Annotated in this window: 19 protein-coding genes; 9 read left to right on the forward strand and 10 right to left on the reverse strand. The window is 72.0% G+C overall.

Features of this window, described 5'->3' with window-relative positions; all coding sequences use genetic code 11:
- Window positions 1–135 precede the first annotated feature (135 nt).
- On the reverse strand, window positions 136–918 hold the full coding sequence (locus tag AC3RJ6_RS02180; protein WP_491425229.1) for an ABC transporter permease: 783 nt from the start codon (window positions 916–918) through the stop codon (window positions 136–138).
- Window positions 919–1,010: 92 nt separating this feature from the next.
- Window positions 1,011–2,018: an ATP-binding cassette domain-containing protein gene (locus AC3RJ6_RS02185; protein ID WP_491425230.1), complete on the reverse strand. Its 1,008-nt coding sequence runs from the start codon at window positions 2,016–2,018 to the stop codon at window positions 1,011–1,013.
- 60 nt (window positions 2,019–2,078) lie between these two features.
- On the opposite strand from AC3RJ6_RS02185, the gene AC3RJ6_RS02190 reads away from it, so the two are divergent.
- The gene (locus tag AC3RJ6_RS02190) at window positions 2,079–3,068 is read left to right on the forward strand and encodes a helix-turn-helix transcriptional regulator (RefSeq protein WP_491425231.1); all 990 of its coding nucleotides are present in this window, start codon (window positions 2,079–2,081) and stop codon (window positions 3,066–3,068) included.
- A gap of 9 nt (window positions 3,069–3,077) precedes the next feature.
- On the opposite strand, the gene AC3RJ6_RS02195 is transcribed toward AC3RJ6_RS02190, so the two are convergent.
- The 3 genes from AC3RJ6_RS02195 to AC3RJ6_RS02205 form a co-directional block, all read right to left on the reverse strand.
- Complete coding sequence (locus AC3RJ6_RS02195; RefSeq protein ID WP_491425232.1) at window positions 3,078–3,470, reverse strand: META domain-containing protein; 393 nt, start codon at window positions 3,468–3,470, stop codon at window positions 3,078–3,080.
- A gap of 55 nt (window positions 3,471–3,525) precedes the next feature.
- Window positions 3,526–4,317, reverse strand: a complete 792-nt coding sequence (locus AC3RJ6_RS02200; RefSeq protein WP_491425233.1) for an META domain-containing protein — start codon at window positions 4,315–4,317, stop codon at window positions 3,526–3,528.
- A 79-nt stretch (window positions 4,318–4,396) separates the two neighbouring features.
- Window positions 4,397–5,308: a LysR family transcriptional regulator gene (locus AC3RJ6_RS02205; protein ID WP_491425234.1), complete on the reverse strand. Its 912-nt coding sequence runs from the start codon at window positions 5,306–5,308 to the stop codon at window positions 4,397–4,399.
- 191 nt (window positions 5,309–5,499) lie between these two features.
- Between AC3RJ6_RS02205 and AC3RJ6_RS02210 the strand changes: the two genes are divergently transcribed.
- On the forward strand, window positions 5,500–9,138 hold the full coding sequence (locus AC3RJ6_RS02210; protein WP_491426210.1) for a proline dehydrogenase family protein: 3,639 nt from the start codon (window positions 5,500–5,502) through the stop codon (window positions 9,136–9,138).
- Window positions 9,139–9,321: 183 nt separating this feature from the next.
- Here AC3RJ6_RS02210 and AC3RJ6_RS02215 read toward each other — a convergent pair whose 3' ends face one another.
- Complete coding sequence (locus AC3RJ6_RS02215) at window positions 9,322–9,828, reverse strand: ATP-dependent zinc protease family protein (protein WP_491425235.1); 507 nt, start codon at window positions 9,826–9,828, stop codon at window positions 9,322–9,324.
- 18 nt (window positions 9,829–9,846) lie between these two features.
- On the opposite strand from AC3RJ6_RS02215, the gene AC3RJ6_RS02220 reads away from it, so the two are divergent.
- Window positions 9,847–11,040 carry a RimK family alpha-L-glutamate ligase gene (locus tag AC3RJ6_RS02220; protein WP_491425236.1) on the forward strand — a complete coding sequence of 398 codons (1,194 nt, stop codon included), beginning with the start codon at window positions 9,847–9,849 and terminating at the stop codon, window positions 11,038–11,040.
- A 144-nt stretch (window positions 11,041–11,184) separates the two neighbouring features.
- Here AC3RJ6_RS02220 and AC3RJ6_RS02225 read toward each other — a convergent pair whose 3' ends face one another.
- The 3 genes from AC3RJ6_RS02225 to AC3RJ6_RS02235 form a co-directional block, all read right to left on the reverse strand.
- The gene (locus tag AC3RJ6_RS02225) at window positions 11,185–11,559 is read right to left on the reverse strand and encodes a GntR family transcriptional regulator (protein WP_491425237.1); all 375 of its coding nucleotides are present in this window, start codon (window positions 11,557–11,559) and stop codon (window positions 11,185–11,187) included.
- Between the two features lie 17 nt (window positions 11,560–11,576).
- Complete coding sequence (locus AC3RJ6_RS02230; protein ID WP_244855900.1) at window positions 11,577–12,014, reverse strand: Lrp/AsnC family transcriptional regulator; 438 nt, start codon at window positions 12,012–12,014, stop codon at window positions 11,577–11,579.
- 61 nt (window positions 12,015–12,075) lie between these two features.
- Entirely contained in the window at window positions 12,076–12,687 is a 612-nt protein-coding gene (locus AC3RJ6_RS02235) for a TetR/AcrR family transcriptional regulator C-terminal domain-containing protein (RefSeq protein WP_491425238.1), read from the reverse strand.
- A gap of 145 nt (window positions 12,688–12,832) precedes the next feature.
- On the opposite strand from AC3RJ6_RS02235, the gene AC3RJ6_RS02240 reads away from it, so the two are divergent.
- The 6 genes from AC3RJ6_RS02240 to AC3RJ6_RS02265 all read left to right on the forward strand — a co-directional run bounded on the left by AC3RJ6_RS02240 (window position 12,833) and on the right by AC3RJ6_RS02265 (window position 20,127).
- Window positions 12,833–14,485, forward strand: coding sequence for an amidohydrolase (locus AC3RJ6_RS02240; protein ID WP_491425239.1), 1,653 nt, complete (start codon window positions 12,833–12,835; stop codon window positions 14,483–14,485).
- Window positions 14,486–14,512: 27 nt separating this feature from the next.
- Entirely contained in the window at window positions 14,513–15,892 is a 1,380-nt protein-coding gene (locus AC3RJ6_RS02245) for an APC family permease (protein WP_491425240.1), read from the forward strand.
- Between the two features lie 82 nt (window positions 15,893–15,974).
- Window positions 15,975–17,909 carry a clostripain-related cysteine peptidase gene (locus tag AC3RJ6_RS02250; protein WP_491425241.1) on the forward strand — a complete coding sequence of 645 codons (1,935 nt, stop codon included), beginning with the start codon at window positions 15,975–15,977 and terminating at the stop codon, window positions 17,907–17,909.
- A gap of 46 nt (window positions 17,910–17,955) precedes the next feature.
- Window positions 17,956–18,759 carry an LLM class F420-dependent oxidoreductase gene (locus AC3RJ6_RS02255; RefSeq protein ID WP_491425242.1) on the forward strand — a complete coding sequence of 268 codons (804 nt, stop codon included), beginning with the start codon at window positions 17,956–17,958 and terminating at the stop codon, window positions 18,757–18,759.
- Complete coding sequence (locus tag AC3RJ6_RS02260) at window positions 18,752–19,552, forward strand: hypothetical protein (RefSeq protein WP_491425243.1); 801 nt, start codon at window positions 18,752–18,754, stop codon at window positions 19,550–19,552. Before AC3RJ6_RS02255 ends, AC3RJ6_RS02260 begins: the two co-directional genes overlap by 8 nt.
- Window positions 19,549–20,127: a hypothetical protein gene (locus AC3RJ6_RS02265; protein ID WP_491425244.1), complete on the forward strand. Its 579-nt coding sequence runs from the start codon at window positions 19,549–19,551 to the stop codon at window positions 20,125–20,127. Before AC3RJ6_RS02260 ends, AC3RJ6_RS02265 begins: the two co-directional genes overlap by 4 nt.
- Before the next feature lie 418 nt (window positions 20,128–20,545).
- On the opposite strand, the gene AC3RJ6_RS02270 is transcribed toward AC3RJ6_RS02265, so the two are convergent.
- Window positions 20,546–21,814: a hypothetical protein gene (locus AC3RJ6_RS02270; RefSeq protein WP_491425245.1), complete on the reverse strand. Its 1,269-nt coding sequence runs from the start codon at window positions 21,812–21,814 to the stop codon at window positions 20,546–20,548.
- Between the last annotated feature and the right edge of the window lie 4 nt (window positions 21,815–21,818).

The raw sequence follows: 21,818 nt of genomic DNA on the forward strand, positions 1-21,818 counted from the left end.
GATCGTGCTCGCGCGTCGCGGCTCACGGGCGCTGACCCGGGCCACCCTGCGTTCCGGGAGTGCTTTCCCGCAATCCACTGCCCCGATCGAGGCGGCAGGTTGCGGGGAAGCACCCCCGGAACGAGCCGGCAGAGCTCAGCGGGCGCGGCGCATCGCGCGCACGCCGACGACGACGCCGATCGCGCACGTGACGACGGCGGCGATCGCACCGCCGACGACGGCCGGGGCGCCGAAGTCGCCCGCGAGCAGCGCCCGCTCGGCGCCGACGAGGTAGCTCAGCGGGTTCACGGCGGCGGCGACCTGCATCCAGCCGGGGCCGTCGTCGAGCGGCAGCAGCATGCCCGAGAGGATCATGAGCGGGAACAGCAGGGTCTGGTGCACCATCCAGAACATCCAGTCGCGGTTGCGGCAGGCGAGCGCGAGCGAGTAGCTCAGCGCGCCGAACCCGATGCCGAACACCGCGAGCACGACGAGGCCGACGACGAGCCCTGCGACGTTCACGCTGAACCCGAACGGCACGGCCACGAGCACGACGATCGTGCCCTGGATGACGAGCGGCACGACCTCCTTGAGGGCGCGGCCCACGAGCAGCGCGCTCCGCGAGAGCGGGGCGACGAGGGTGCGCTCGTGCGATCCCGTCTGCATCTCGAAGAGCAGGTTCGCGCCGGTCGACGCGGTACCGAACAGGGCGACCATGACGAGGATGCCGGGCACGAACCACTGCAGCGTGCCGGCGACGTCGCCGCCGGCGGCGCCGATGAGCAGCGGGCCGAACAGCCCGAGGAACACGAGCGGCTGCACGAGCGAGAACACGACGCTGAACGGGTCGCGGATGAGCGGCTTCGACTCGCGCACGAAGACGGCGGCGGTGTCGCGAGCGAACCCGGTGGGGCGGGCGGTGGGAGCGATGGCGGTCATGAGGAGAGTCCTTTCAGTTCAGTGGAGAGGGTTGAGGAGGAGCGGAGCGACGTCTCGAAACCCGGCAGGTGGGTTTCGAGACGCTTCGCTCCTCAACCCGCCGGCGCGAGCTCGGCCGGCTCGGCCTCGGGCTCGGCGTGGGCGGCCTCCTCGCGAAGGCTGCGGCCCGTGAGGGCGAGGAAGACGTCGTCGAGCGTCGGCTGCCGGTGGGTGGCGGCGACGACCTCGAGCCCGGCGTCCGACAGGTCGCGGATGTAGCGGGGCAGCGCGCGATCGCCTCCCGGCGCCGTGACGGCGACGACGCTCGGGTCGGCCGGGTCGAGCTCGCCGCCGATGCGGGCTGCGGCGGCCGCGGCATCCCACGCCGTGTCGAACGCGAGCGTGACGCGGTCGCCCGCGAGCGACTCCTTGAGCGCCCGGGCCGTGTCGTCGGCGATCACCGACCCGTGATCCATCACCATGACGCGCTCGGCGAGCTGGTCGGCCTCGTCGAGGTAGTGGGTGGTGAGGAAGATCGTCGTGCCCGTCTCGCGGCGCAGGTCGACGATGTGCTGCCACAGGTTCGCGCGGCTGTGCGGATCGAGGCCCGTCGACGGCTCGTCGAGGAACAGCAGCCCCGGGCGGTGGATGAGCCCGAGCGCGATGTCGAGGCGGCGCTTCTGCCCGCCCGACAGCTGCTGCACGGTGCGGTTCGCGACCTGGCCGAGCTCGAGCGACTCGATGAGCTCGGCGGCCCGGGCGCGGGTCTCGCGGCGGCCGAGCCCGTAGAACGCGCCCTGCGCGTGCAGCTCGTCGCGCACGCGCTGCGTGTGCCCGCCCGAGCTGCCCTGCCCGACGTATCCGATGCGCCGGCGCACGCCCGCCGGGTCGGTGCGGATGTCGCAGCCCGCGACCCGTGCCTCGCCGCTCGTCGCGGGCAGCAGGGTCGTGAGCATGCGGAGCGTCGTCGACTTGCCGGCGCCGTTCGGGCCGAGGAATGCGACGAGCTCTCCCTCGTCGACAGCGAGGTCGAGCGAGCGGACGGCCTCGACGGTCTGCCCCTTCGAGCGGAACGTCTTCGTGAGGCCCTGGGCGGTGATCATCTGGTTCGTGTTCGTCATGAGGCCAGCTTCTCGAGCGATCCGGTCACTTTCTGTCCGCATGAGCGAGAGAATCGGAACATGGCCGCAACCACGTCGAGAACCCTCGAACTGCTCTCACTGCTGCAGAGTCACCGGCACTGGTCGGCGCGCGAGCTCGTCGACCGGCTCGGCGTGAGCGACCGCACCCTGCGCCGCGACGTCGAGCGCCTGCGCGAACTCGGCTACGGCATCGAGTCGCTGCGCGGCAGTGCCGGCGGCTACCGGCTCGAGGCCGGCACCGGCCTGCCGCCGCTGCTCCTCACCGACGACGAGGGCGTCGCGATCGCGCTCGGGCTGCGCTCGCAGGCGACCGCGGGGCTGCGCGGCGCCGAGCACACGACGCTCTCGGCGCTCGCGAAGATCGAGCAGGTGCTGCCGCCCGCGCTGCGTCGCCGCATCGAGGCGCTCCAGACGCACACCGCGGTCGGCGTCGGCGCGGGCGGATCGAACCGCGCGGGCCGGCCATCGCCCGAGGTCGACGCCGAACTGCTCGGCCTGCTCGCGCTCGGATGCCGCGACAGCGAGCGGCTGAGGTTCAGGTACACGGATGCCTCGGGCGCGGGGTCGGCTCGCAGCGTCGAGCCGTACCGGCTCGTGCCCGTCGCCCGCCGCTGGTACCTGCTCGCGTGGGATCGGGATCGCGTCGACTGGCGCACCTTCCGGCTCGATCGCATCAGCGACGTGTTCCCGACCCGGGTGCGCTTCGAGCCGCGGGCACTGACCGAGGACGAGGCGCGCGAGCGGGTCGAGCGGGCCGTGCGCTACCGGCGCCGCATCATCTCGGCTCGGGTCGTCGTCGACCTCTCGCGCGAGGAGCTCGTGGAGCACCTCGGCTGGTACGGGCGCGAGGTCGAGGCGATCGACGCGACCCACTGCGCCTGGCCGCTCGAGGCCGAGGCCGTCGAGGTGCTCGCCTCGGCGCTCATGTGGCTGCCGCCGGGCGCGCGGTACCGCGTCGAGGGGTCGCCTGAACTCGTGGAGTTCCTCACCGCGCAGTCCGAGCGGTTCGCCGCGGCCGCGGCGGCCTGACCGGCGCGCTCAGTCGCTGCGCTCGAGGGTGCCGATCTCGTAGCCGTCCTGGCCGAGCACGGTCATCGTGTCGTCGCCCACGGTGGCCTCGTCGAGACCGGCGAGCCAGGTGTCGACGTCTTCGCACGCCATCTGCGTGACGGCGACGTTCTCGAAGTGGACGTGGTCGGCCTCGTCGACCGTCCACGTGCCGCTGAGCTGGTTGCACCCGTCGGTGCCGCTGAAGTCGCCGCCGTCGTCGAGCGTGAGCGACGGGGCGGTCGCGTCGGACGCGTCGCCCCACGTGCCGGCCGGGTCGATCGAACCTCCCTGGACGGACCCCTCCTCGCCGAGGCATCCCGTCAGGAGCAGCAGCACGACCGCGGCGCCCGAACCGAGCGCGACCCTCCGCTTGATGGCCATGCCGGTCAGGGTAGTCCTCGGGCGGGCCTGCCGCCATGCCCCGAACCGGGGTCGGCTACGCCGTGCGGGGGAGTGTCGCCACGACGGTGTCGTGGTCGTCGTAGACGGTGAGCGTGTCGCCGTCGACCGAGGCGGAGTCGAGGCCGGCGAGCGACGTGTCGACGCCCTCGCACGCCATCATCGTCGACGCCACTTGGTCGAACTCGATACCGCCGTCGTCCTCCGGCTCCCAGCGGCCCGTGAGCGAGTTGCATCCGTCGCTGCCGGTCACGGTGCCGTCGGCGGCGATCACGAGGAACGCCTGCCGCTGACCCTCGGTGCCCCACGTGCCGACGAACTCGCCCGCGGCCGGACTGCCGCCGGCTCCGGCGGCCGCCGGTTCGTCGGAGGTGCGCTCGAGCACGCCGAGCTCGACGTCGTCGTCGCCGAGCACGGTCATCGTGTCGCCGTCGATCGTCGCCTCGTCGAGGGCGGAGAGCCACGTGTCGACGCCCTCGCACGCCATGCGCGTGGAGGCGACGTCGTCGAACTCGATGCGGCCGGCGCCCTGGTCCTCCCAGCGACCGGTCAGCAGGTTGCAGCCGTCGGTGCCGGTGAGGGTGCCGTCGGCGGCGAGCGAGAGCGACGGCGCCGAGGCATCCGTGGCGTCGCCCCAGGTGCCGACCGCGCTCGCGGCCGCGGTGCCCCCGGGTGCCGGGTCGTCCGACCCGCCGGCGCTCGCACAGCCGGCGGCGAGGGCGATCGTCGCGAGGGCGACGGACGCGATGCCGAGCGTGCGACCGAACCGGAGGCCGCGTCGGCGGCCGGACGTGCGGAGCGTGGGAGTGCCGGGCGTCATCGGTTCCATGGGCCGAGCGTAGCCCTCGACCTGCCCGGTCGTACGGATTCGACGACCGGGAGCCGCGGCTCCACCCCCGGTGCGGGCGCTATTCGACGGCGGGCGTCGCCGTCGCACGCGCGGCCCGGGCGAGCGCGTCGCGGCAGGCGACGACGGCGGGACGGGCCGCCGCCGCATGCCGCGTCGAGGTGAAGACCTCGCGCTCGGGATGCCCCGGCAGGTCGACGAGGCGCACGCTCGGCGCCTCGCCCGCCCACACGAGATCGGGCAGCAGGCCGACCGCGTTGCCCGAACGGATGAGCCGGATGTGCGCCATCAGGTCGGCCGTCTCGAACCGCACGTCGGGCTCGAAGCCGGCCTCCCGGCAGAGCTGTTCGGCCCACTCCCGGGAGGCGGTTCCCGCGGGCTCGAGCACCCACGGCGCGCGGGCTGCGCCGGCGAGCCCGCGCTCGGCGCCCGCAGTGGGGTGCGGCGGCAGCGCGAGCCGGATCGTGTCGGCGGCGAGGTGCACCCGATCGAGCTCGTCGCGGTGGGCACGGGTGTGGCCGGGGTACTGCTCGGCGATCACGAGGTCGAAGTCGCGGGCGGCGACCTCGAAGAGGCCCACGTCGGGTTCGCGCTCGGTGATCTCGACGCGGAGCGCCGGGTGCTCGGCGCGCAGCAGCGTGAGCGCCTGCGGCACGACCGCGTGCGCGGCCGACTGGAACACCGCGATGCGCACCGTTCCGCCGACCGAGGTGAGCGAGCGAGCGACGTCGGCCTCGGCCTCCTCGAGGCGGTCGAGCACCGCCCGGGCGTGCTCGACGAGCACGAGCGCCTGCGGGGTCAGCTGCACCCGACGGCCGACCTGCACGAGCAGCGGCACCCCGGCCTCGCGCTCGAGCAGGCTGAGCTGCTGCGACACCGACGACGGGCTGTACGAGAGCGCTTCGGCGACCGCGGCGAGCGTGCCGCGCTGGCTCAGTTCGACCAGCAGGCGCAGGCGTCGCACGTCGAGCATGTCCACCTCCGAGGCATCCGAGCCGCCCGAGTCGCCCGGAGGCGGGCGACTGCAGCGAAAACGTTCGGTTTCTCTGAACAGTATGCATCGGAATCATTCGCTGTACCCGAAGGATGACTCGCCGCACACTTGAAGCGACAGGCGCGCGAACCCCCGGCGCGCCCGAAGAAAGGGACACTACCCTCGTGACCATGTCGAACGCCGCCACTGACGCACGGCCGGATACCGATCACGTCGTCGCCCTCGTGCGACGCTGGCTCGAAGAGAGCGCGAACCACCCCGTCGATCCCGCCGCCGAGCGCCTCGCCGGCGTGCTCAAGGACCCCAACGGCCTCGCCTTCACCGTCGGCTTCGTCGACGGCGTCATGCGCCCCGAAGACCTCGGCGTCGCAGGCCGCAACCTGGCGCAGGTCGCGAAGCTCACCCCGAAGTTCCTGCCCTGGTACCTCAAGGCCGCGATCCGGCTCGGCGGCGTCGTCGCGCCCGTGCTGCCCTGGGTCGTCATCCCGATCGCGCGCCGCGTGCTGCGCGCGATGGTCGGCCACCTCGTGCTCGACGCCACCCCCGCCAAGCTCGGCCCCGCGATCGCGAAGCTGCGCGAGTCGGGCAACCGCCTCAACCTCAACCTGCTCGGCGAGGCCGTGCTCGGCGAGGACGAGGCCGACCGGCGCCTGAAGGGCACTTACGAGTTCCTCGCCCGCGACGACGTCGACTACGTGTCGATCAAGGTCTCGTCGGTCGTGAGCCAGCTCTCGATGTGGTCGTTCGACGAGGCCGTCGCGAAGGTCGTCGCGAAGCTCATGCCGCTCTACGAGCTCGCCGCCGCCGGCAGCGCGAAGGGCAAGGCCAAGTTCATCAACCTCGACATGGAGGAATACCGCGACCTCGACCTCACGATCGCGGTCTTCACGACGCTCCTCGACCAGCCGCAGCTGCGCGGCCTCGAGGCGGGCATCGTGCTGCAGACCTACCTGCCCGACGCGCTCGGCGCGATGCAGGAGCTCACCGCGTGGGCCCAGGCCCGCCGCGCCGACGGCGGCGCCCCGATCAAGGTGCGCATCGTCAAGGGCGCGAACCTCGCCATGGAGCACGTCGACGCCGCCGTGCACGACTGGCCGCTCGCGACCTACTCGTCGAAGCAGGACTCCGACACCAACTACAAGCGCGTGCTCGACTGGTCGATGACCCCCGAGCGCGCCGACGCCGTGAAGCTCGGCGTCGCCGGCCACAACCTCTTCGACGTGGCGCACGCCTGGCTCACCGCCCGCGAGCGCGGCGTCGAGAGCCGGGTCGAGTTCGAGATGCTGCTCGGCATGGCGACCGGCCAGGCCGAGGCCGTGCGGGGCGACGTCGGCAACCTGCTGCTCTACACGCCCGTCGTGAACCCGTCCGAGTTCGACGTCGCGATCGCGTACCTGATCCGCCGCCTCGAAGAGAACGCGAGCCAGGAGAACTTCATGTCGGCCGTGTTCGAGCTCGGCGCCGACGAGCGCCTGTTCGAGCGCGAGCGCGAGCGGTACCAGCGCTCGCTCGACGCCCTCGAGGCGGATGCCTCGGCGCCGGCGCCGAACCGCACCCAGAACCGCCGCACCGAGTGGGAGGGCGACGCCCTCGCCACGGCGATGGCCGCCTCCGAGGCGCCCGCCCCGGGCAGCGAGCACGAGGGCTCGCTCACGAGCGTCGTGCTCGGCATCACGCGCGGCTCGGCCGGCGACGAGCTCGCGCCCGAGGCATCCCCGTCGTCGACCGATGCACCCGGAGCGGTCGCGGGCCCGGGCGTCACGCCCGGCTTCCGCAACGAGCCCGACACCGACCCCGCGCTCGCCGCGAACCGCGAGTGGGGCCGCCGCATCCTCGCCAAGGTGCCCGAGACGACGCTCGGCCTCGACGCCATCGCCGCCGCGCGCGTCGACGACGAGGCGACCCTCGAGCGCGTCATCGAGACCGTCGCCGCGAACGGCAAGGCCTGGGGCGAGCTGCCCGGTGCCGAGCGGGCCGCCGTGCTGCACCGCGCGGGCCTCGCGCTCGCCGCGAACCGCGACCGGCTCATCGAGATCATGGCCGCCGAGGCGGGCAAGACGATCGCCGAGGCCGACCCCGAGATCAGCGAGGCGATCGACTTCGCGCACTACTACGCCGAGCGCGCCCGCGAGCTCGACCACGTGCAGGGCGCGACCTTCGTGCCGTCCCGCCTGACGGTCGTCACGCCGCCGTGGAACTTCCCCGTCGCGATCCCCGCGGGCGGCGTGCTCGCCGCGCTCGCCGCGGGCTCGGGCGTCATCATCAAGCCCGCGAAGCTCGCGCAGCGCTCGGGCGCCGTCATGGTCGAGGCGCTGTGGGAGGCGGGCATCCCGAAGGACCTGCTCGCCCTCGTCGACATCGGGGAGCGCGAGCTCGGCAAGCAGCTCGTCTCGCACCCGACGGTCGACCGCGTCATCCTCACCGGTGCGTACGAGACGGCGCAGCTGTTCCGCTCGTTCCGCGAAGACCTGCCGCTGCTCGCCGAGACGAGCGGCAAGAACGCCATCATCGTCACGCCGTCGGCCGACCTCGACCTCGCGGCCTCCGACGTCGTGAAGAGCGCGTTCGGCCACGCCGGCCAGAAGTGCTCGGCGGCCTCGCTCGTGATCCTCGTCGGGTCGGTCGCGAAGTCCGAGCGGTTCCGTCGCCAGCTCGTCGATGCCGCGACCTCGCTGCGGGTCGGCTACCCGGCCGACGCGCAGAGCCAGATGGGCCCGATCATCGAGCCCGCGAACGGCAAGCTGCTGAACGCCCTCACCGAGCTCGGCATCGGCGAGGAGTGGCTCGTCGAGCCCAAGCAGCTCGACGACACCGGCAAGCTCTGGTCGCCCGGCGTCAAGACGGGCGTCGCGCCCGGCTCGTACTTCCACCTCACCGAGTTCTTCGGCCCGGTGCTCGGCATCATGCACGCTCGTGATCTGGATGAGGCGATCCGCTTCCAGAACGCGGTCGACTACGGCCTCACTGCCGGCCTGCACTCGCTCGACTCCGAGGAGCTCGCGACGTGGCTCGACCGCGTCGAGGCGGGCAACCTCTACGTCAACCGCGGCATCACGGGCGCGATCGTGCAGCGCCAGCCCTTCGGCGGCTGGAAGAAGTCGGCCGTCGGCGCCGGCGCCAAGGCCGGTGGCCCGAACTACCTGTTCGGCCTCGGCGACTGGGTGCCCGAGCACGGCGACGCCTCGAAGTCGCTGCACCTGCGCGGGCTCGAGCGCCGCGTGACCGAGCTCATCGAGGCGGCGCAGTCGGCCCTCGACTACGACTCGTTCGAGGTGCTGCGCCGGTCGGCGCTCTCCGACGAGGTCGCCTGGGCCGAGGAGTACGGCACCACCCGTGACGTCTCCGGTCTCGGGGTCGAGCGCAACGTGTTCCGCTACCGCACGCTGCCCGTCGCGATCCGCATCGGCGAGCAGGCGACCCTCGCCGAGGGCCTCCGCGTGATCGCCGCCGGCCTGCTCGCCAAGGCGCCGTTCACGGTGTCGAGCGGCGTCGAGCTGCCCAAGAACGTGCGCACCGTGCTCACCGCGCGCGACGTGCGCATCGTGCGCGAGAACGACCGCGACTGGCTCGAGCGGGTGCGCGCGAACCGCGCGACCGCGCTCGGCGGCGCGAGCCGCGTGCGGCTCATCGGCGGGGATGCCTCGGCGCTCGCGTCGGCGCTCGGCGGTTCGCCCGATGTGGCCGTGTGGTCGCACCCCGTGACCCCGTCGGGTCGCGTGGAGCTGCTGCCGTTCCTGCACGAGCAGGCGATCTCGATCACCAACCACCGCTTCGGCAACCCGACGACCCTCTCGGACGGGGTGATCTGACGCGCTTTCGCTGGTTGAGGAGCGCCGACGCGGAGCGGCGACGCGTCTCGAAACCTGGTGCCCGGGCCTCAGGGAGCGGCTCACCGGGTTTCGAGACGCGTGCCGGTTTCGAGACGGCGCTGGCGCGCCTCCTCAACCCACCGCTTACGTCGCGCACTCCTTAACCAGCGGATGGGGACGCGCTCAGCGGCCGCGGTTGCGGCGGCGGATGCCTCGGGGTGCGCGCCCGCCGACGAACGACTGGGCCGAATCGACGACGAAGCCCTGGCGCAGCGCCTCGCGGCCGATGAGCATGCGGAAGCCCATCTCGTCGCGGTTCGTGAGGGTGACCTCGGCGGTGACGGTGCGGCCCTGCAGCACGACGTCCATGAGCACGACGATGCGCTCCTCGGTGTGCCCCGACGAGCTGCGCACCTGGCGGCGGTCGTGCACCGGCAGCTCGACGACGACCGCGTCGTCCTCGCTCTCCTGCCACGGGTGCACGCCGAAGCGGACGCGTCCGAGCGGCGCCTCGCCGGAGGCATCCCGATCGCCCGGCAGCTCCTCGAGATCGAACGCGTGCAGCGACGAACTGCGCGCGCCGGTATCGAGTTTCGCCTTGATCCACGGCACCCCCGCCGCCGGCAACGAAACCCATTCGCGCCATCCCGCGATGGTGCTTGAATGGGAGATCTCAGTCACATCGTCCATCTTGGCAGGGCACCACGCATGAAACTCGCGATCCTCTCGCGCGCGCCGCAGGCGTACTCGACCCAGCGCCTGCGCGCCGCCGCGCAGCAGCGCGGGCACCAGGTGAAGGTGCTCAACACCCTGCGCTTCGCGATCGACCTCGCGGGGCCCGAGCCCGACCTGCAGTTCCGCGGCCGCCAGCTGAGCGACTACGACGCGATCCTGCCGCGCATCGGCAATTCGATCACGTACTTCGGCACGGCCGTCGTGCGCCAGTTCGAGCAGATGGACGTCTACACGCCGAACACGGCGAACGGCATCACCAACGCCCGTGACAAGCTGCGCGCGAACCAGATCCTGTCGCGGCACAACATCGCGCTGCCGCCGACGGCGTTCGTGCGCAACCGCGCCGACGTGCGACCCGCGATCGAGCGGGTCGGCGGGGCGCCCGTCGTCATCAAGCTGCTCGAGGGCACCCAGGGCATCGGCGTCATCCTCGCGCCCCAGGTCAAGGTCGCCGAGGCGATCATCGAGACGCTGCACTCGACGAAGCAGAACGTGCTCATCCAGAAGTTCATCGCCGAGAGTCGAGGTCGCGACATCCGCGCCCTCGTCGTCGGCGACCGCGTGGTGGCGGCGATGCGCCGGGTCGCGAGCGGCGACGAGTTCCGGTCGAACGTGCACCGGGGCGGCACCGTCGAACCGGTCGAGCTCACGCCCGACTACGAGCAGGCCGCCGTGCGCTCCGCGCAGATCATGGGCCTCAAGGTCGCCGGCGTCGACATGCTCGAGGGCGACGAGGGCCCGCTCGTGATGGAGGTCAACTCCTCGCCCGGCCTGCAGGGCATCGAGACGGCGACGAACCTCGACGTCGCGGGCGCGATCATCGACTACATCGCGAACCAGGTCGCCTTTCCCGAGATCGACGTGCGCCAGCGGCTCACCGTCTCGACCGGGTACGGCGTCGCCGAGCTGCTCGTGCACGGCGCCGCCGATCTCGTCGGCAAGACGCTCGGCGAGTCGGGCCTCTGGGAGCGCGACATCACGGTGCTCACCCTGCACCGCGGTACGACCGTCATTCCGAACCCGCGCAAGGGCGTCGTGCTCGAGGCCGACGACCGGCTGCTGTGCTTCGGCAAGCTGGAAGAGATGCGCTCGATGATCCCCGAGCGCCGCCGCCGCCGGGCGAAGGTGCGCAAGCTCCCGAAGCAGCCGTTGCCGCCGCAGGAGTAGCGCGCCACGGTGCGCGGGCCGCGCGGTCGCGGCTGCTGCGCCAGCTGTCCGCGCTCTGCGCCAGTTGAAGTGGCGCAGAGGGCGCAGAACTGGCGCACGGGCGGGCTGCGGTGCGCGAGAGGCGGCCGGGCCGCGCCGACCGGCTCAGCCGGCGTCGAGCGCGGTGCGCACGATGCCCAGGGCGGGGGATGCCGCGACGCCGAGCCGCTTCGCGAGCGCCGCGTAGTCCGCGGCGGCCGCCTGCAGCGCGCGCTCGGCGGGGTCGCCGTGCTCGGCCACGAAGGTGCCGTTGCGACCGCGTCCCTCGATGACCCCGTCGGCCTCGAGCGCCTTGTAGGCCTTCGCGACCGTGTTCACCGCGAGCCCGAGCTCGTCGGCCAGCGCCCGCACGGTCGGCAGCTTCGTGCCGGGTGCCGCTCGGCCGGTGCGCACCGCGTCGACGACGGCCGCGTGCAGCTGCTCGTACGGCGGCAGGGGTGATGCCTGGTCGACCGAGAGGCGCAGGCCCGAGGCATCCATGTCGGTGAGCGCGGCCGTCAGTCGCGGTTGCGGTTCACGAGGCGCGAGAGCACGATCGCGCTGCGGGTGTGGTCGACGTTGGGGGCGATGCGCACGCGCTCGAGGGCGTCTTCGAGCGAGGCGATGTCGCGGGCGCGGATCTGCACGATGGCGTCGGCCGACCCGGTGACGGTGCCGGCGTAGACGACCTCGGGCACGTCTTGCAGGATGCGCTTGAGCTCGTCGGGGGCGACGGTGCCCCGGCAGAAGAGCTCGACGTAGGCCTCGGTCGACATGCCGTCGACGGCGGGGTCGACCTGGATCGTGAACGACCGGATCACCCCGTCGGCGACGAGCCGGTCGACGCGGCGCTTGACCGCCGAGGCGCTGAGCCCGACCGACGAGCCGATGTCGCCGTAGCCCGCCCGGGAGTTCTGCCGCAGCAGATCGAGGATCGCGCGATCGAGGTTGTCCATGGTGGGAGTGTACGCGGATTCTTTGCGCGGCGGCACCCGCTCGCGCCGGATTCGTGCGAGGTCAGCGGGCGGGAACCGCGGCCGCCCGACGCGCCCGCAGGCCGTCGAGCAGCGCGGCGATGCCGATCTCGAACGCGGCCGTCGCGCTCGTCGACTCCTCGTACCGGGGGTCGAGTGCGGCGTGAACCATCTCGAGCTCGGCCGGCACCGAGGCCTGGTCGAGCATGTCGCTCGGGGCGACGATGTCGAGCGCCGAGCCGAGCACGTGCGCCTCGACGGTGCGCATCACGGCGACCGCGTCGTGCAGCGGCCAGCCGGCCTCGATGAGCGCGCCGATGACGACGTCGTAGATCTCGAAGGTCGAGACGTCGCGGATGGGCGTCGTTGCGAGCACCCGGATGAGGTTGGGGTGCGCGGCGAACACGCGCAGGTACGAGCGGGCCCACGCCTCGAGGGCGACGTCCCACGGGTGCTCGGCGAAGGCGGAGGTGTCGATGTCGCGCACGATGCGCGCGCGCACGAGCTCGATGAGCTCGTCGCGGCTGCCGACGTGGTTGTAGAGCGACGAGACCTGCCGGTGCACGCGGCCGGCGAGCGTGCGCATCGTGAGCGCGTCGCTGCCCTGCTCGTCGACGATCTCGAGCGCGACGCGCACGAGCTGTTCGCGATTCACCGTCGACATGTTCACGCCCGCCACTTCCGTCTGCCCTGCGGAGAGTGTAACCTCTCAGCACTCGGTACGAACAGTGTTCGTATGAACAGTGTTCGTATGGCGGGCGGCTTCCACGGATGCCGCGATCGACGGAAAGCAACGGTGCATGACCACGACCCATTTCTTCGGCGGAACCATCTGGCGCGGAGCCGGCACGGCCGCGTCGCGCTCGCTGCTCGTCCGCGACGGCCTCGTCGTCGCGCTCGACGATGAGGCGGATGCCGCGGCCGACGCCGCGCGCGCGAGCGGGGCACCGGTCGAGGGGGTCGACCTCGAGGGCGGCTTCCTCATGCCGTCGTTCGGCGACGGGCACGCGCATCCGCTGTTCGGCGGCCTCGAGGCCGAGGGTCCCGCGGTGCGCGACTGCCGGTCGGTCGAGGCGATCGTCGACGCCGTCGCCGACTACGCCGCCGCCCACCCCGACGCCGAGTGGATCTTCGGGGCCTCCTACGACCCCGCCCTCGTCGAGGAGGGCCTGTTCGACGCCCGTTGGCTCGACGCCGTCGTCGCCGATCGACCCGTCGTGCTGCGCGCCTACGACTACCACACGATCTGGGTCAACTCGAAGGCGCTCGAGCTCGCCGGCATCGACGCCTCGACGCCCGACCCCGAGCTCGGCGAGATCACCCGCCGCGCCGACGGCAGCCCGCTCGGCACCCTGCGCGAGTGGGGCGCCGTCGACCTCGTGCTCGACGTCGCACCGCCGCGGCCCGCCGACGAGCGCCGCCGAGCCCTCCAGCGCGCCGGGGAGTACTACCTCTCGCACGGGGTCACCTGGGTGCAGGACGCCTGGGTCGAGCCCGGCGACGTCGACAGCTACCTCGATGCGGCCGAGCACGAGCTGCTGCCCGTGCGGTTCAACCTCGCGCTCTACGCCGACCCGCGCCGCTTCGCCGTGCAGCTGCCGCGGATGCTCGACTCGCGCCGCCGGGTCGAGGCGCTCTCGTCGCCCCTGCTCACCGCGAACACGGTGAAGTTCTTCGCCGACGGCGTCATCGAGTCGGAGACGGGGGCCCTCCTCGAACCGTACTGCTCCGCCCTGCACAAGCACGGCATGTCGGTGTGGCAGGGCCGCGACCTCGACGACGCCGTGCGCGCCGTCGACGCGGCGGGCTTCCAGGTGCACATCCACGCGATCGGCGACGCCGCGGTGCGGCAGGCGCTCGACGCCATCGAACGCGCGATCGACGCCAACGGCCCGCGCGACCGCCGGCCGGTGATCGCCCACGCGCAGCTCGTCGACGACGCCGACCTGGCGCGCTTCGCCGAGCTCGGCGTGACGGCCTGCATGCAGCCGCTGTGGGCGCAGCTCGACCCGCTCATGACCGTGCTGACCGTGCCCCGCCTCGGGCAGGAGCGCGCCGACCGCCAGTACCGCATGCACTCGATCGACGAGTCGGGCGCCGTGCTCTCGTTCGGCTCCGACTGGCCCGTGAGCTCGGGCGCCCCGCTCGACGGGCTCGCGATCGCCGCCTCCCGGCAGACCGCCGACGGCGTGCCCGCCGGCGGCTGGACACCCGACGAGATCCTCCCCATCGCCCGTGCCCTCGACTCGTACTCGGCCGCGGTCGCGTACCAGGCGTTCGGGGATGCCTCGGCCGAGGCATCCGCACCATGGGGCCGCATCGAACCGGGCGCGAGCGCCGACCTCGTGCAGTTCGCGCGCGACCCGCGCGAACTGCACCCGGGCGAACTGCCCGACCTCCCCATCCGCGCCACCTATCTCGCAGGAAGCCCCCGATACCGCGCCGCAACGTAGCGACGCCCACGAAAGGATCCCCCACCCATGTCCCAGTCGCCCGGCCCCGAGCCGCTCATCTCACCCACCTCGGCGACCGCCCAGGTCACCGAGGGCCGCTTCCGGCGCGTGCTCGGCGTACCGTCGCTGACGCTCTTCGGCCTCGCCTACATGGTGCCGCTGACCGTGTTCACCACCTACGGCATCGTCACCGAGATCACGGGCGGCCGCGTGGCGGCGTCGTACGTCATCACGCTCGTCGTGATGGTGTTCACGGCCCGCTCGTACGCGCGCATGGCGATCGCCTATCCGTACGCGGGCTCGGCCTACGTGTACGCGCAGCGCAGCTTCGGCGGTGCGGTCGGGTTCATGGCCGGGTGGGCGCTGCTGCTCGACTACCTGTTCCTGCCGATGATCAACTACCTCGTGCTGGGGCTCTACCTCAACACGTCGTTCCCGGCAGTGCCGCCCTGGGTGTGGATCGTGCTCTCGATCGTCATCGTGACGGTGCTGAACCTCATCGGCATCATCTCGGTCGCGCGCGCGAACTTCGTGATCATCGCCGTGCAGGTGATCTTCATCGTCGTGTTCGTGGCACTCGTCTTCGCCGCCGCCGGCGGCAGCGACGTCGACCTCATGGCCCCGTTCACGGGCGACGGCACGGTCGAGGGCTTCGCGCCGCTGTTCGCGGGCGCCGCGATCCTCTGCCTCTCGTTCCTCGGCTTCGACGCGGTGTCGACCCTCTCCGAGGAGGCGAAGGACTCGACCCGCACCGTGCCCCGGGCCATCATGATCACGACCATCGGCGCGGGCCTGCTCTTCATCCTGCTCGCGTACTGCGCGCAGATCGGATTCCCGTCGAACGCCTTCGGCTCGGCCGACACCGCGGCGTTCGACGTCGTGGCCGCGGTCGGCGGTCAATGGCTGACGCCCCTCTTCATCGCCGGGTTCGTGGCCGGTGCGTTCGGCTCGGCGCTCACGTCGCAGGCGTCGGTCGCCCGCATCCTGTTCGCGATGGGCCGCGACGGCGTGCTGCCGCGGTCGGTCTTCGGGCACCTCAACAAGCGCTTCGGCACGCCGCACGTGGCGATCGTCGTGGTGTCGGTGGTGTCGCTGCTCGCGATCTGGATCGACCTCGGCACGCTCGCGAGCATGATCAGCTTCGGCGCGCTCATCGCGTTCTCGGTCGTCAACCTCGCGGTCATCAAGCACTACTACTTCGACCGCGGGGAGCGCGCGGGCTGGGGCGTCGTGCGCAACCTGATCCTGCCGCTCATCGGCTTCGGCCTGACGGTCTGGCTCTGGACGAGCCTGTCGCCGCTCACGTTCCTCATCGGCGGCCTCTGGCTCGTCGTCGGCGTGATCATCCTCGCGATCGCGACGAAGGGATTCCGCCGCCCGACGCCCATGCTCGACCTCAAGGAGTGACCCGCGGGGGCGTCGTGCGATTCGCGTGAAATCAGCCCGGCGCCCTTGAGGTCGTCCCCCATCGATCGCGACGATGGGGGACATGGTGCCAAAGGTGTGGTGGGGAATCCTGGCAGCGATCTTCGGGGTGTTCGTCGTCGTCGTCGCACTGCTCTACAACTCGTCGTCGTCGCCGGCGACGGTCGCGACCGGGCCAGCAGCCCAGGGCGAGGGCGAGCACAAGAGCTGGACGTTCATGGTCTACATGATCGGCGACACGAACCTCGAGCCGTACGCCCTCGACGACGTCGCCGAGATGGCCTCGGTCGGCTCGACCGACGAGGTCAACATCGTCGCGCTCGTCGACCGCAGCGCGGACTACACGACCGATCCGGCCGTCGACCTCGCCGACTTCGAGGACACGGTCGCGTTCCAGGTGCAGCAGGACCACCTCGCGATCGTCGACGAGCCCGGTGAGCTCAACATGGGCGACCCCGACACGCTCGCCGACTTCGTCGCCGACACGGCGACGCGCTTCCCGGCCGACCGGTACGGCCTCGTGCTCTGGGACCACGGAGCCGGATGGCCGGGCATGGGGCCCGACGAGACCGACGGCTACGACATCCTCGACCTCGACGAGATGGACGTCGCCCTCACCGACGGACTCGACCGCGCCGGCATCGACGAGCTCGACTTCATGGGCTTCGACGCGTGCCTCATGTCGACCTACGAGGTCGCGAGCGTCATGTCGCAGCACGCCGGCATCATGGTCGGCTCGCAGGAGCTCGAGCCCGGCCACGGCTGGAACTACGGCGAGCTCTCGGTGCTCGCCGACGAACCCGCGACGACGCCGACCGAGCTGGGCTCGGCGTTCATCGAGGGCTACGCCGAGCAGGCCGAGGAGTGGGACACGGGCGCCGACATCACGCTCGCGATGCTCGACCTCGGCCAGGTCGCCGGCGTGCAGGAGGCCGTCACCGAGCTGGCCGCCGTCTACGAGGCCGACCCCGACGGACTCGGGCCCGAGATGGCGACCGCGCAGTCCGACGTGCTCGAGTTCGGCCGCAATCCCGACCCCGAGCTCGCGACGAACCAGATCGACCTCGGCGGCTACGCGCAGAGCCTCGCCGAGACGGGCGGGCCAGAGGTGGCGGCCGCCGCCGACGCGGTCACGCGGTCGCTCGAGGCGCTCGTGCTCGACGAGACGACGGGTCCCGCGACCGACGCCGCGTCGGGGCTCTCGATCTACTTCCCCGAGGTCGAGGAGTACTTCTCGGACGACTACTACACCCTGCGGAACGTGCCCGCCTGGCCCGATGCGCTCTCGGCGTTCTTCGACAGCGGCAGCAGCCTCGCCGACGACGTGCGGGCGCAGTTCGAGGCGGGCGACGACGCGAGCGAGGTGACGTTCGACGACGACGGCGTCACCTTCACGGCGTACCTGCCTCCGGCGGCGGCCGCGGCGGTCATCAGCTCGACCGTGTCGGTCGGCTACCGCGACGGCGACGACGTCGTCTACGTCGCCGAGATGCCCGCGCCGCTCACCGTGGGCGACGGCGAGGCATCGGTGACGGCGCAGTACGACCTGACCTACCTGACGCTGAGCGACGGCGACGGCGAGATGGCCGTCTACCAGGACATCACGACCGACCCCGAGACGGGTTACCGCACGGTCGACGTGCCGCTCGAGTACGTCGCCCCGGGCGACGACGAGGCCCAGGACGCCCTGCTGTCGATCATCATCGACGCCGACGGGTCGGTCGTCGAGGAGGACTTCTACGTGGTCGACGAATCGGGCACCTATGGTGCGATGTCGCCCGACCCCGACGCCTGGATCTACCCCGTCGCGCTCGTCCTCGTCGACGACGAGGAGTGGGAGTACCAGCGCACCGACGCCGACGGCATCTCCGCCGACCTGCCGTCCATCGAGTACGCGCTCGAGTCGCTGGAGCCGGGCACGACCCTCGTGCTCGACGCCGACGTGCAGGACTACGGGCAGTCGGCCGACACGCTGAGCGTCGAGGTGGTCATCCCGTGACGGCGGGCGGTCGGAGGACCGCCCGCACTCGCCATAGGCTGTGCGCATGCCCTACGACGATCGTGTGCGCCTCGGCGTGCAGCTGCAGCCCCAGCACGCCCGCTACGAGTCCATCCGCGACGCGGTGCTGCGGCTCGAAGACCTCGGCGCCGACCTCGTCTTCAACTGGGACCACTTCTTCCCCCTGCACGGCGACCGCGACGGCCTGCACTTCGAGGCGTGGACGATGCTCGGCGCCTGGGCCGAGCAGACCGAGCGCATCGAGTTCGGCACGCTCGTCAACTGCAACTCGTACCGCAACGCCGACCTGCAGGCCGACATGGCCCGCACGCTCGACCACATCTCGGCGAAGGGCACGGGCGTCGGCCGCTTCGTGTTCGGCACGGGCGCGGGCTGGTTCGAGCGCGATTACGACGAGTACGGCTACGAGTTCGGCACTCGCGGGTCGCGCCTCAACGCGCTCGGTGAGGCGCTGCCGCGCATCGAGGCCCGCTGGGCGAAGCTCAACCCGGCGCCGACTCGGCGCATCCCGGTGATGATCGGCGGCCAGGGCGAGCAGAAGACGTTGAAGCTCGTGGCGAAGCACGCCGACATCTGGCACTCGTTCGTCGCACCCGACCAGATCGCGCACAAGCTCGACGTGCTGCGCCGCTGGGGCGACGAGGTCGGCCGGGATGTCTCGGAGATCACGGTCTCGAACGAGCTGAGCCGCCACGGGGCCGACGTCGAGCACGCCGACGCCCTGTACGACGCCGGCGTGCGACTGTTCACGCTCGGGGTCGACGGGCCCGACTACGACCTCGAGCCGGCGAAGCGCTGGCTCGCGTGGCGCGACGGGCGCAATGGCTGATCCTGAGGGCGGCGCGGGCGGCGCGGGCAAGGGCGGCGCGGGCGGCGGCGACGCCGACGAGCCGACCAAGTCGCATCGCGAGCCGGCGCCGTCGCGCCGTGAGCAGCGGGCCGCGGCGCGCAGTTCGGCGCGCCGGGGCCGACTGCGCGCCACGTTCGACCGGGTGCCCACCAGTTGGCTCGCGACCGGCTTCGTCGTCGTGCTGCTCGGCGCCTCCGCCGCCTTCGGCGGAATGGCCGATGCGCCCGAGCCGCCCATCGCGAAGGTCGAGCCGGGCGAGCCGATCGCGGGCACCCAACTCGACATCACCGTGACGGGTGCGACGGTCGCCGACGCGGTGCCCGGGCTCTACCTCGAGGCGGAACCGGGCATGCGCTACGTGACCGTGACCGCCGATGTCGAGAACGTGTGGACGACGCCTGCGAGCTCGGGCGACTTCGCCGAGGTCCTGCGGCTGCGGGGCATCGATGCCGCTCCGATCGCCGTGTACGACGTCGACGATGTGCGCGCCGACCCGGTGCTGCAGCACGGCGTGCCGCGCACGGTCGGCTGGGTGTGGAAGCTCCGGGCGGACGACGCGCCCGCGGCGGGCTCGGCCGATGCGACGGTCGGCGTCCGCGTCTACGACCGCAGCTACGTCGAGGGCAAGACGATCACGGCCGGTGGCGGGTTCGAGGATCCCGTGCTCGTCGCGGCCGGCCCGATCGCAGTCGCCGAGGCGCCGGCCGAGACCGAGGCGCCCGCCGACCGGTTCGACGCGCTCGCGACGACCCACGCCGAGGCGGGGCGATGACCGCGCGGCGCGGCATCCTCACCGCCGGTCTCGCGACGGCGGCGCTCGTCGCGGCGTGGGTCGTGACCGAGACCGCCCCGTCGGAGCACGACTGGCTCGACCCGCTGCCCGTCGAGGCCGCCGTCGGCGACGAGGCCGTCGGCCGCAACCTCGCCGCGACCGTGCACGGCGCGACGGCGGCGGCGACGGTGGTCGACGACGGCATCGAGATCGGCACGGGCGGCGTCTGGGTCGTCGTGGATGCCTCGGCCCGCGCCGTGCTCGACGAGACGAGCGGCACCGCGTCGGTGACCGGCAGCCGGCTCGTCGTCGGCGGGGTCGAGTACTCGCCGACCGACCGGGTCGACGGCACCCTCGCGGACCGGTCGCTCGCGATCGGCGTCGACACGCACGCGCCGCTCGTGTTCGAGCTGCCCGAGGTGCCCGCCGAGGCCGAGCTGCGGCTCGGGCCAGGCTCGAAGGCCGGGCCGGTCGACCTGCGCGGCGACACGGTGCTCGTCGTGCCGTTGACGTTCGAGACGGGTGAGGTCGCGGCATCCGTCAGCCTGCCCTCCCCGACCCTGGAGGCTCCGTGAACGCCCCGCGCCGCGGCTGGTGGCGCCGCAATGCCCTCGGACTCGGCGCGCTCGTCGTGCTGCTGCCGGCGACCGTCGCGATCACGAGCTGGAACGGATGGATGCAGTTGTTCTCCGAACGGCCGAGCGTCGCGGTCGACGAGTCGCCCGACGAGCAGTTCGCATTCGGTGCGGCCGAGTGGCGCGTCGTCGACGCGGCCCGCGGCCGACCCGAGCAGGCGAGCACGCCGCTGCCCGAGGGCATGCAGCTCGTCGTCGCGCAGCTCGAGGTGACGCCGACCGGCGATGCGGGCATCGGCTGCACGATCGAGCTCGTCGAGCCGGCGACCGGCCGCACGTTCGACGACGACGCGTTCGCCGGCTACTGGGATGCGAGCCCCGGCACCACGACCTTGTGCGACTCGGAGCAGTCCCAGCCCTACGTCGTCGAGCTGCCATTCATGGTGCCCGAGGATACGGGCGACGTCTCGCTCACGGTCGCGGTCGACTCGGAGTTGCCCTCGTTCGCGCGAGTGCCGCTCGAGATCGAGGCCAAGCAGAAGTCGTACGCCGCGGCGACGAGCACGAACAGCAGCGGCTGGAAGAGCGTGTCGACGACGACCGCGATCGGCGTGTCGATGAAGTACCAGATCAGCTTCTCCTGCGGCCCGACGATCGGGCCGAGTGCGTGCACGAGCCACCGTTCGCCCGCGAGCACGATCGAGTATGCGAGCACATACAGGCTCATCGGCACCGCGCCCGCCCGCCAGATCAGCAGGAGCGCGTCGGTGATGGTCTTCCAGCGGCTGATGGACGTCTCGCCCACGTCGGCGAGGCGGCGGCGTGACCACTCGGGCAGCTTCGCGTAGCGGGCCCGTGCCCGTTCGAGCGGACGCTCGAGGGCGCGGAGGCGGCCGTACGTCACCGACCCGAGCGCCTGGCCGAACACGACGCCGGCGATCGCGAGCCACGCGAGCGGCTCGAGCAGCAGCCCGCCGAGCTGGTCGAGCACCCAGCCGATGCCCTGCTGCAGCGGGTCGAGCCACGAGAACACACCGCTCACCGCCGCGGTGAAGTCGTCCCACCAGTGCACGGCCGCGCGCGAGTTCATCCAGTCGGTCACGAAGCCGATCAGGTCGCCGATGAGGAACAGCGTGAAGAACACCCACACGGCCTCGCAATAGGCGGCGACGAGGGCCGTCCACTTCGGCAGCCGCTCGCGGTTGCGCTTGATGAGCCAGCGTGCGGCGTACGTCACGACGACGACGGCGATCGTCACGACGTCGACCGCGAGCGTGTCGATCTCGCCCGTGCCGACCGAGTCGGTGAACCAGTTCACCTTGCCGAGGGCGCTCAGCTGGTAGGCCACGACGTCGTCCTGCAGGAAGCCCCAGGCGGCGTAGAAGAGGAAGAACGGCAGGATGGCGGCGAGCACCGAGCTCATGAACTGCGGCCGCTGCGCACCCGTGAGGCTCGAGTAGTTCGGCATCGCGTCGCGCATCGTGAGGAACATCGCGATGAAGCTCACGAGCCGGGCGAGCGCGGCGAGCGGCAGCACCAGGAACGCGCCGAGCGTCGAGTTCACGCCGATCGTGCCCGCGAGCTCGAGGATCAGGTACCGGGCGAGCCACCCGGCGAGATACCACGCCAGCAGCCGCGGCCACGTGGCCGCGAGGATGCGGCCGGCCGTGCGCAGCGTGTCGAGCATGGGG

The sequence above is a fragment of the Agromyces cucurbitae genome (assembly GCF_058349945.1).

Coding starts and splice junctions, on each gene's coding strand:
- AC3RJ6_RS02185 (WP_491425230.1), bottom strand. CDS start 2,018: ATGACGAACACGAACCAGATGATCACCGCCCAGGGCCTCACGAAGACG.
- AC3RJ6_RS02205 (WP_491425234.1), bottom strand. CDS start 5,308: ATGCTCGACGTGCGACGCCTGCGCCTGCTGGTCGAACTGAGCCAGCGC.
- AC3RJ6_RS02245 (WP_491425240.1), top strand. CDS start 14,513: ATGTCCCAGTCGCCCGGCCCCGAGCCGCTCATCTCACCCACCTCGGCG.
- AC3RJ6_RS02215 (WP_491425235.1), bottom strand. CDS start 9,828: ATGGACGATGTGACTGAGATCTCCCATTCAAGCACCATCGCGGGATGG.
- AC3RJ6_RS02240 (WP_491425239.1), top strand. CDS start 12,833: ATGACCACGACCCATTTCTTCGGCGGAACCATCTGGCGCGGAGCCGGC.
- AC3RJ6_RS02180 (WP_491425229.1), bottom strand. CDS start 918: ATGACCGCCATCGCTCCCACCGCCCGCCCCACCGGGTTCGCTCGCGAC.
- AC3RJ6_RS02265 (WP_491425244.1), top strand. CDS start 19,549: ATGACCGCGCGGCGCGGCATCCTCACCGCCGGTCTCGCGACGGCGGCG.
- AC3RJ6_RS02195 (WP_491425232.1), bottom strand. CDS start 3,470: ATGGCCATCAAGCGGAGGGTCGCGCTCGGTTCGGGCGCCGCGGTCGTG.
- AC3RJ6_RS02270 (WP_491425245.1), bottom strand. CDS start 21,814: ATGCTCGACACGCTGCGCACGGCCGGCCGCATCCTCGCGGCCACGTGG.
- AC3RJ6_RS02255 (WP_491425242.1), top strand. CDS start 17,956: ATGCCCTACGACGATCGTGTGCGCCTCGGCGTGCAGCTGCAGCCCCAG.
- AC3RJ6_RS02210 (WP_491426210.1), top strand. CDS start 5,500: ATGTCGAACGCCGCCACTGACGCACGGCCGGATACCGATCACGTCGTC.
- AC3RJ6_RS02200 (WP_491425233.1), bottom strand. CDS start 4,317: ATGGAACCGATGACGCCCGGCACTCCCACGCTCCGCACGTCCGGCCGC.
- AC3RJ6_RS02190 (WP_491425231.1), top strand. CDS start 2,079: ATGGCCGCAACCACGTCGAGAACCCTCGAACTGCTCTCACTGCTGCAG.
- AC3RJ6_RS02230 (WP_244855900.1), bottom strand. CDS start 12,014: ATGGACAACCTCGATCGCGCGATCCTCGATCTGCTGCGGCAGAACTCC.
- AC3RJ6_RS02250 (WP_491425241.1), top strand. CDS start 15,975: ATGGTGCCAAAGGTGTGGTGGGGAATCCTGGCAGCGATCTTCGGGGTG.
- AC3RJ6_RS02225 (WP_491425237.1), bottom strand. CDS start 11,559: ATGGATGCCTCGGGCCTGCGCCTCTCGGTCGACCAGGCATCACCCCTG.
- AC3RJ6_RS02220 (WP_491425236.1), top strand. CDS start 9,847: ATGAAACTCGCGATCCTCTCGCGCGCGCCGCAGGCGTACTCGACCCAG.
- AC3RJ6_RS02260 (WP_491425243.1), top strand. CDS start 18,752: ATGGCTGATCCTGAGGGCGGCGCGGGCGGCGCGGGCAAGGGCGGCGCG.